Annotated in this window: 8 protein-coding genes; 1 reads left to right on the forward strand and 7 read right to left on the reverse strand. The window is 70.4% G+C overall.

Features of this window, described 5'->3' with window-relative positions; translation table 11 throughout:
* Positions 1–46 precede the first annotated feature (46 nt).
* From ACWFRU_RS36905 to ACWFRU_RS36935, 7 genes are all read right to left on the reverse strand, one after another.
* The gene (locus ACWFRU_RS36905) at positions 47–1,699 is read right to left on the reverse strand and encodes a DoxX family protein (RefSeq protein ID WP_453692476.1); all 1,653 of its coding nucleotides are present in this window, start codon (positions 1,697–1,699) and stop codon (positions 47–49) included.
* Positions 1,700–1,824: 125 nt separating this feature from the next.
* A complete protein-coding gene (gene rlmB, locus ACWFRU_RS36910) occupies positions 1,825–2,781 on the reverse strand; it encodes a 23S rRNA (guanosine(2251)-2'-O)-methyltransferase RlmB (protein ID WP_453692477.1) in 957 nt (318 codons plus the stop codon).
* A gap of 124 nt (positions 2,782–2,905) precedes the next feature.
* Positions 2,906–4,306: a cysteine--tRNA ligase gene (gene cysS / locus ACWFRU_RS36915; RefSeq protein WP_453692478.1), complete on the reverse strand. Its 1,401-nt coding sequence runs from the start codon at positions 4,304–4,306 to the stop codon at positions 2,906–2,908.
* A 91-nt stretch (positions 4,307–4,397) separates the two neighbouring features.
* Positions 4,398–4,802 carry a PPOX class F420-dependent oxidoreductase gene (locus tag ACWFRU_RS36920; protein ID WP_453692479.1) on the reverse strand — a complete coding sequence of 135 codons (405 nt, stop codon included), beginning with the start codon at positions 4,800–4,802 and terminating at the stop codon, positions 4,398–4,400.
* A gap of 85 nt (positions 4,803–4,887) precedes the next feature.
* Positions 4,888–5,391: a 2-C-methyl-D-erythritol 2,4-cyclodiphosphate synthase gene (gene ispF, locus ACWFRU_RS36925; protein WP_453692480.1), complete on the reverse strand. Its 504-nt coding sequence runs from the start codon at positions 5,389–5,391 to the stop codon at positions 4,888–4,890.
* Entirely contained in the window at positions 5,381–6,109 is a 729-nt protein-coding gene (gene ispD, locus ACWFRU_RS36930; protein WP_453692481.1) for a 2-C-methyl-D-erythritol 4-phosphate cytidylyltransferase, read from the reverse strand. Before ispD ends, ispF begins: the two co-directional genes overlap by 11 nt.
* A 311-nt stretch (positions 6,110–6,420) precedes the next feature.
* Positions 6,421–6,903 (reverse strand): CarD family transcriptional regulator, encoded by a 483-nt coding sequence (locus ACWFRU_RS36935; RefSeq protein WP_003953493.1) that lies wholly within the window; start codon positions 6,901–6,903, stop codon positions 6,421–6,423.
* A gap of 659 nt (positions 6,904–7,562) precedes the next feature.
* Here ACWFRU_RS36935 and ACWFRU_RS36940 point away from each other — a divergent pair.
* Positions 7,563–8,288 carry a DUF461 domain-containing protein gene (locus tag ACWFRU_RS36940; RefSeq protein ID WP_453692482.1) on the forward strand — a complete coding sequence of 242 codons (726 nt, stop codon included), beginning with the start codon at positions 7,563–7,565 and terminating at the stop codon, positions 8,286–8,288.
* Positions 8,289–8,388 lie beyond the last annotated feature (100 nt).

Raw genomic sequence — 8,388 nt, forward strand, 5'->3', positions numbered from 1 at the left:
CGCACAGTGTCTGTGCGGGGCCCCGTCGGCGTATACGGAAGGAAGGTCAGCCGCCGAGCAGGCCGCCCACGAGGCGGTCGTTGCCGCCGCCTCCCGTGCTGCCGCCGCTCGTGCCGCTCTCGGGCGCTCCGCCGCCGCTGCCGCCGCTGGACGTGGGTCCGGCGGTCGCGGAGGACGGAGGCTGCTGGGGCGAGGACTGCTGTGGCGGTGCCTGGCCGGTGGTGCCCTGCGTCTGGCTGGGCTGCCCCTGGCCGGCGGCCGCGCCCGTGCCCGCGGTCTCGCGCGCCGCCCCCGGCGGGGTCGCCGTGGCGCCCTGCGTGGGGCTCGCGGAACTCCCCTGGGTCGGTGCGCCGGAGCCGGTGGCCGTGGGGCTCTGTGACTGCCCCTGGCCGCGCTGCCGCTGCTTTCCGGGCTCCTCCGGGAGCGGTGAGCCCGGCAGTTCGTTGCGCGGGGCCTCGCCGGGTCCCGGCACGGTCACGCGGTCGGCGTCGCGCACCGCGCCGCCGAGCATCGAACCGATCAGCAGGGTGAGGCCGACGACGAGCGCACCGACGAGAGCGCCGCGCCGCAGTACACGGCGCCGCAGGTCCCAGATGTGCACGCGCGGCCCGAGCGTCCGCCAGGCCTCGCCGGCCAGGCGTCCGTCGACGGAGTAGACGGGGGCGCCCGCGATGATCAGCGGCGACCAGGCGGCCAGGTAGATGATGTCCGGCGCGTCGTAGGCGGGGACGGTCTTCCAGCTGACGGTGACGATGAGCGCGGCGGACAGGAGCACGCCGACGCCGGCGGCGACCCGCTGCCAGAGCCCGAGCACCGTGAGCACGCCGACGATGATCTGCAGGAAGGCGATGCAGAGCCCCGCGCCCACGGGGTGCGAGAGGGCGAAGTCACGCAGCGGCTCGGCGAGCGCCCAGGGGTGCAGCGAGTTGAGCCACTTGACCATGGAGCCGCGGTCGCCGCCGTCGAAGTACACGGGGTCGCAGAGCTTGCCCATGCCGGCGTAGATGGAGATGAATCCGAGGAAGACGCGCAGCGGGAGCAGCACGACGCCGAGGTTCATGCGGCGGCCGGGGTAGTAGGCGTGCCGGACGGGGTCGGCCCCGTGCCGCCGGGCGCCCTGACGGCCGTCCTCGTCCTCGCCGTCGAAGCCGTCGTCGAACTCGTCGTCCTCGTAGGGTAGTTGTTCGTCGAGGTCGCTCTCCGGCATGGGCATGCGCGGGATGAGCCGGGTCTCGGGGTCGGGGTGACGAGGGCCGATGACGGCAGGCGTGGCCTGCGTGGTCTCGAGATCGTCTTCGTCGACGCGGGGGATGACCTGCGTGGCGCCTCCGTCGTCGTACGAGGAGCCGCCTGCTTCGGCCGAATGGCGCAGGCCGGTGCCTCGCACCGCCTGCAGCAGCCCGGTGGCTCCGGGGTCGCCCGGCTCGGACTTCCCGCTCCAGACAACGGGCGAGCGGCGCCGTGTGGCGGAGCCGGCCGCGGGGATTCGCAGGGTGTCGTCGGCATTGCTCAAGTGCCGTGCGATACGCGGGGATTGGGTCCGCTGCGCGGTGGGGAGCTGCACGCGGAAGCTCGCGTGGTTCACGATGACCTGGGCCGGGTCGCTCGGCACCTTCACCATGCTCAGCGCGGGAGCTTCGTCGAACCCTGACGAGCTTCCCCCCGTGGGATTGCGGGGCGTTCTGGTGTCCACACTCATCTAACCGAGTGATGTGTGTTTAGGACACTGCCTTGACCGTGCGGAAATGTCCGGACCGCGTCAAGATCTACACCGGACGCCGGCCGGCCCGCCGAATCCGGGCCGGCCGACGTCCTGGGTGAGGTCTAGCGGCGGCGCCGGGACGCCTCGTAGAGCACGACGCCGGCCGCGACGCCGGCGTTCAGGGACTCGGTGCCGCCCGGCATCGGGATGCGCACGCGGTAGTCGCAGGTCTCGCCGACGAGGCGGGAGAGGCCCTTGCCCTCGCTGCCGATGACGATGACGACGGGACCGGAGAGTGCCTCCAGGTCGCCGACCTCGTGTTCGCCGTCCGCCGCGAGCCCGACGATCGCGAGCCCGGCCTTCTTGTAGGACTCCAGGACGCGGGTCAGGTTCGTGGCGCGCGCCACGGGCGTACGCGCCGCGGCACCGGCGGCCGTCTTCCAGGCGCCCGCGGTCATCCCGGCGGCACGCCGCTCGGGGACGACGACGCCGTGCCCGCCGAAGGCGGAGGCGGAACGCACCACGGCGCCCAGGTTGCGCGGGTCGGTCACGCCGTCGAGCGCGACGATCAGCGGGTCCTCGCCCTGGTCGTACGCGGTGGCGGCGAGCTCCTCGGGGTGCGCGTACTCGTAGGGCGGCACCTGGAGCACGAGGCCCTGGTGGTTGAGCCCGTTGGTCATGCGGTCCAGCTCGGGGCGCGGGGCTTCCATCAGGTGGATGCCGCCGCGCTCACCGGCGATCTGCAGCGCCTCGCGGACGCGCTCGTCGTTGTCGATGAACTGCTGGACGTAGAGCATCGAGGCGGGCACGCCCTCGCGCAGCGCCTCGACGACCGAGTTGCGGCCGACGACCATCTCGGAGGTGCCCTTGCCGCGGCCCTTCACGGAGGCAGGGCGGCGGCCGCCGGGCCCACCGGCCGCCTTCTTGGCCGCGGCGTTGGCGATGCGGTTCTTCTTGTGTCCCTTGCGCGCCTCGGCGGGCGGCGTCGGGCCCTTGCCCTCAAGGCCGCGGCGCCGATTGCCGCCGCTGCCGACCTGCGCGCCCTTCTTGCCGGACATGCGGCGGTTGTTAGCGGCCATGACCTACCTGTCTCTGTGATGCGTGCGGCTGTCCGCGTTCTGCGTGACGGCCCACTGCGTGACTGCGTACGTATATGAAGTGTGCCGCCCGGGTCGCCGGGCGGCACATCGCGAGGTCAGACGCTCAGCGCGGGCCGAGAGTCCACCGCGGTCCGGTCGGGCTGTCCTCGATGACGAGACCGGACTGGTTGAGCTGGTCGCGGATGGCGTCGGCGGTGGCCCAGTCCTTGCGGCCACGTGCTGCCTCCCGCTGCTGGAGGACGAGGCGGACGAGCGTGTCGACGGCTCCGTGGAGGTCGTCGCCGCGGTCGCCGTCGCCGGCCCACTGCGGGTCGAGCGGGTCGAGGCCGAGCACGCCCAGCATGGCGCGCACCTCGGCGAGCCGTTCCACCGCGGCTTCCTTGTCGTCGGCGGCCAGGGCGGAGTTGCCCTGCCGGACCGTCGTGTGCACGATCGCGAGGGCCTGCGGGACGCCGAGGTCGTCGTCCATCGCGTCGGCGAAGGCGGGCGGCACGTCGGTGGCGGGCTCCACGACGCCTCCTGCCTTCTCCACCACGCGCTGCACGAAGCCCTCGATCCGCGCGAACGCGGACTCGGCCTCGCGCAGGGCCTCCTCGCTGTACTCGATCATCGAGCGGTAGTGCGGGGTGCCCAGGTAGTAGCGAAGGACGATCGGGCGCCACTTCTTGACCATCTCGGACACGAGGACCGAGTTGCCGAGCGACTTGGACATCTTCTCGCCGCTCATGGTGACCCAGCCGTTGTGCACCCAGTACCGCGCGAACGCGTCGCCGAAGGCCTTGGCCTGCGCGATCTCGTTCTCGTGGTGCGGGAAGATCAGGTCGATGCCGCCGCCGTGGATGTCGAACTCACGGCCGAGGTACTTGTGGGCCATCGCCGAGCACTCCAGGTGCCAGCCGGGACGGCCGCGGCCCCAGGGGGTCTCCCAGCTGGGCTCCCCCTCCTTGGCGCGCTTCCACATGGCGAAGTCGCGGGGGTCGCGCTTGCCGGTCTCGCCCTCGCTCTCGGGCTGCAGGAGGTTGTCCAGCTCCTGGTTGGAGAGCTCCAGATAGCCCGGGTAGGACTTCACGTCGAAGTAGACGTTGCCGTCCGACTCGTACGCGTGGCCGCGCTCGATGAGGCCGCGCATCATCTCGACCATCTCGGTGATGTGTCCGGTGGCGCGCGGCTCGTACGTGGGCGGGAGGCAGCCGAGGACGTCGTAGCCGTTGTTGAAGGCGCGCTCGTTCTCGTACCCGATCGACCACCACGGGCGGCCCTGCTCGGCCGACTTCCGGATGATCTTGTCGTCGATGTCCGTGACGTTCCGGATGAAGGTGACGTCGTACCCGCGGTGGGCGAACCAGCGGCGCATGATGTCGAAGTTGAGCCCCGACCGGATGTGGCCGATGTGCGGGGCAGCCTGCACCGTGGCGCCGCACAGGTAGATCGAGACACAACCGTCGTTGAGCGGGCTGAAGTCTCGGATCTGCCGGGCGCTGGTGTCGTACAGGCGAATCGTCACCACTCCAGGGTAGTGGTCCAAGGACAGTGCCCTGCGACCTCCCGGGTCAACAGGGCACGGAACTGTGACATGCGCGGGTGCGCGAGGGACGTCAGATCCTGCCGACGACCTTGCGCGGGGTGACACGGACGACGACGCGGGTGTCGTCCTTCGCGGAGGACGGGTTGAACTCGGCGTACTTCAGGCCGGTGTACTTCAGCGCCAGCTCGTCGATGAGTTCCTGCCCGCCCTCGGTGGTCATCGTCGCCTCGCCGCGGATCTCGGCGTACGTGTACGGGGCGTCGAAGGGCTGGAGGAGCACCGTCACACGTGGGTCGCGGCGCAGGTTCTTCTCCTTGCGGCGGTTGACCGTGGTGGAGAAGAGCAGGTCGTCGCCGTCACGCTTCACCCAGACCGGTGAGACCTGGGGGCTGCCGTCGGGCTGGATCGTGGCGACGGAGACGAAGACGGGGGTGTCGAGCAGGGCCTTGAGCTTGTCGGACAGTTCGGCGGGCATAGGGCGCCTCTCTCATGCGTCGGTGACTGTCGCTGTCGTGCTGCTGGGGTGCGTTACCGATACTCCCCCGTCGCCCGTACGCCGGTCAGCCCGTCCGCACGACCAGTGCCGTCGCGATCGCGGCGAGGCCTTCGGCGCGGCCGGTGAGGCCGAGCCCGTCCGTCGTGGTCCCGGACACGGCGACCGGGGCGCCGACGGCGGCGCTCAGCGTCTTCTGCGCCTCGTCCCGCCGCTTGCCGACCTTGGGGCGTACGCCGATGACCTGGACGGAGACGTTGCCGATCTCGAAGCCTTCGGCACGCACGATCCTGGCGGCCTCGGCGAGCAGCGTCACCCCGGAGGCGCCGGACCACTCGGGCCTGCCGGTGCCGAAGTGCGCGCCGAGGTCGCCGACGCCGGCGGCGGAGAACAGGGCGTCGCAGGCGGCGTGCGCGGCGACGTCACCGTCCGAGTGCCCGGCGAGGCCCGCGCTCTCGCCCTCCCAGAGGAGCCCGGCACACCACAGCTCGCGCCCCTCCTCGAAGGCGTGCACGTCCGTGCCGATGCCGACCTGCGGGAGCGTCACGCGGGGCTGGTTCTCAGAAGCCATCGTTGGCCCTCCTGCGAGCGAGCACGGCCTCGGCGAGGACGAGGTCCAGCGGCCGCGTGACCTTGAAGGCCTCTTCGTGGCCGGGCACGACGACGACCTGGAGGCCGAGCTGCTCGACCATGCTCGCGTCGTCGGTGACGTTGTCGGTGACCGTGGCGTGGGCGCGGACGAGGGTGTCGCGGTCGAAGCCCTGCGGGGTCTGCACGGCGCGCAGCCTGGCCCGCTCGGGCGTGGCGACGACGGGCTCCGGCGCTCCGGGCTCGCCCGGCTCGACCTGCTTGACGGTGTCGGTCAGGGGCAGCGCGGGGACGACGGCGGGGGCGCCGTCGCGTACGGCCTCGATGACGCCGTCGACGGTGTCGACGGGCACCAGGGGGCGGGCCGCGTCGTGCACGAGGACGACGCCGATGCCGTCCGGCAGGGCGTCGAGTCCAAGCTTCACGGATTCCTGGCGGGTCTCACCGCCGGGAACCACGACGAAGTCAGTGCGCTCGGGCAGCGCGTGGTCGGCCAGGAGGGTCTTGACCTCAGCGGCGCCCTCCGGCGGGGCCACGACGACGACGAGCGAGACGGCGCGGGAGGCGGCCATGGCCCGTACGGCGTGGATGAGCATGGGCGTGCCGTTCAGCGCGCGGAGCGCCTTGGGGGCGCCCGGGCCGAGCCGTACGCCGCGTCCGGCGGCGGGGATCACGACCGCGGTGCGGGATTCCTCAGACATCGCTTCCGTTCAGGTTTGTGTGCTCGGCTGGGCTGGGTATGGCCTTGGCAGAGTGCCGGGCGCGAGCCTTGACCGGACCCTTCCGTGACATCTGGTCGAGCCGGCTGCCCGGCACGCACACCAAGCAGCACCGAGTACGACGCGGGTATGGAACGTCAGGAATTCAAGGATTACGCCTGAGCAAGCTGGGCAGGTCCAAAGCTGGGGACGTCTGGGTACGAACATGCCGCAGCGCCCGGCGACACCATTGAGGGTCAGCGGGCACCGCGGCATTTCATGGCGCCAAGACGTATGCGTATGTCAGGACGCGATCAGGACGCGAGAACCTCGTCAAGCAGGGCCTCGGCCTTGTCCTCGTTCGTGTTCTCCGCGAGGGCGAGCTCGCTCACCAGGATCTGGCGAGCCTTGGCGAGCATGCGCTTCTCACCCGCGGACAGTCCGCGCTCACGCTCACGACGCCACAGGTCACGCACGACTTCCGCGACCTTGATGACATCGCCCGATGCGAGCTTCTCGAGATTTGCCTTGTAGCGACGGGACCAGTTCGTGGGCTCTTCGGCGTACGGCGCGCGCAGTACCTCGAAGACCCGGTCGAGCCCGTCCTGACCGACCACATCACGCACGCCGACGAACTCCGCATTGTCCGCAGGCACACGTACCGTCAGATCGCCCTGAGCGACCTTCAGCACCAAGTAGGTCTTGTCCACGCCTTTGATCTGGCGAGTCTCAATGGCCTCGATCAGCGCGGCCCCGTGATGGGGATAGACCACGGTGTCGCCAACCTTGAACGTCATGTGACAGGTACCCCTTCCGTGGCTATCCATCCTAACACGAGAATCGCCTCTTCTGAATGGCGTTTTCGCAGGTCAGGGCATATCTCGGGGCTTGACAACAGCAACAGGAACGTGCTGCGCAGGGCTTGTGGAGCGAGGTATTCGCAGGTGGGAGCGGCTCTTCGGGGAAGCGGAAACACGCCCGTCACACCCCCTCCGAGAGCGCTCCACGAGGCCGAACGTCCCGGTTTGCCGGGTTCCGAACGGTGAACTTCCGCTACTCCGTTCGGCGACCGGAGAGAGATGCGACGCCGTGTTCGACGGAAATCCGGAATTGATCAAGCGCCCGCAGTGATCAATTCCCCGGACTTCCTCGCACTTCCCCGGACTTCCCCGGGACCGCCATGCATTCCTTACCGGAAATCCGCACGACCAGCCGCGATGTCTCTTGACGGCGGTTAAGTGAATGGTGGACGAGATGCCAATGTCGCGGACGTGACGGCAGGGGCGTGTGCGTCGTCACATGAGCCGTCGGAGAGCGGCTCACCACCCGTAGGGGCGGGTCGGGTGCGGTGGCACGGGAACGGCTCGGTAACCTAAGCCCGCTGACACACACTTAGGGCGGCTTCCGAGCCACCCGCCCCTCCCGTATCGCCCTCGTTCAAGGAGTTGCCGCCGCCGTGAGCCGCAGCCTTCGACGTGGCGCCATTGCCGCCACCGCCATCGCGTTCTCGCTCGCGTCGCTCGCCGCGTGCGGCGCCGGTAACAACGCCCAGACGCACGAGATCAAGCCGGACAACGCCGCGACCTCCGTCGGCGACATCAAGATCCAGAACGCCATGGTGATCACCCAGCCCGACCTGAAGTCCACGGGTCCCGCGGTGATCGCCGCCACGATCTTCAACGACGGCAGCACCGACCAGACGCTGGACGAGATCGCGGTCGACGGCACCGGCAAGAAGGCCAAGATCACGCCGGCCAAGGACGACAAGACCTCCAAGCGCGGCGGTCCGCTGACCATCCCCGCGGGCGGCTCGGTCGTCATCGGCGGCAAGGACAACGCCACCGCGGTCCTGCCCAGCAGCCGTGAGGCCGTCAAGGACGGCAACGCGCAGGCGGTCACCTTCGCCTTCAGCAAGACCGGCGACGTGAAGATGAAGACCTTCGTCGTGCCGGCCGAGAGCTACTTCAAGAAGTGGGGCCCGACCGAGGTTCCCGAGGCCCCGGGCTCGAAGCCGTCCGAGAAGCCGACCGGCGTGGCGAGCGGTGAGCCCACCGACGGCGCCTCCGACCCGGCGGCCGAGGGCGGCGCCGCCAACCCCTCGGACAAGCCGTCGGGCAGCGCTTCCGGTGCGGCCACCGATCCGTCCGGCGCCGCGTCGCACGAGGCGGGCACCCAGCACTGACGCTGTAGGCACACACGGAAGGGGGGGGGGGGGGGGGCCGGGGGGGGGCCCGCCCGGGGGGGGGTGGGGGGGGGGGGTAGGCGGGCAATATGTTTAGAGG

Source organism: Streptomyces sp. NPDC055099 (assembly GCF_053607685.1).

Excerpts from the sequence above, each read along its gene's own strand:
- ACWFRU_RS36935 (WP_003953493.1), bottom strand. The coding sequence starts at position 6,903 with ATGACGTTCAAGGTTGGCGACACCGTGGTCTATCCCCATCACGGGGCC.
- ispF (WP_453692480.1), bottom strand. The coding sequence starts at position 5,391 with ATGGCTTCTGAGAACCAGCCCCGCGTGACGCTCCCGCAGGTCGGCATC.
- ispD (WP_453692481.1), bottom strand. The coding sequence starts at position 6,109 with ATGTCTGAGGAATCCCGCACCGCGGTCGTGATCCCCGCCGCCGGACGC.
- rlmB (WP_453692477.1), bottom strand. The coding sequence starts at position 2,781 with ATGGCCGCTAACAACCGCCGCATGTCCGGCAAGAAGGGCGCGCAGGTC.
- ACWFRU_RS36920 (WP_453692479.1), bottom strand. The coding sequence starts at position 4,802 with ATGCCCGCCGAACTGTCCGACAAGCTCAAGGCCCTGCTCGACACCCCC.
- ACWFRU_RS36905 (WP_453692476.1), bottom strand. The coding sequence starts at position 1,699 with ATGAGTGTGGACACCAGAACGCCCCGCAATCCCACGGGGGGAAGCTCG.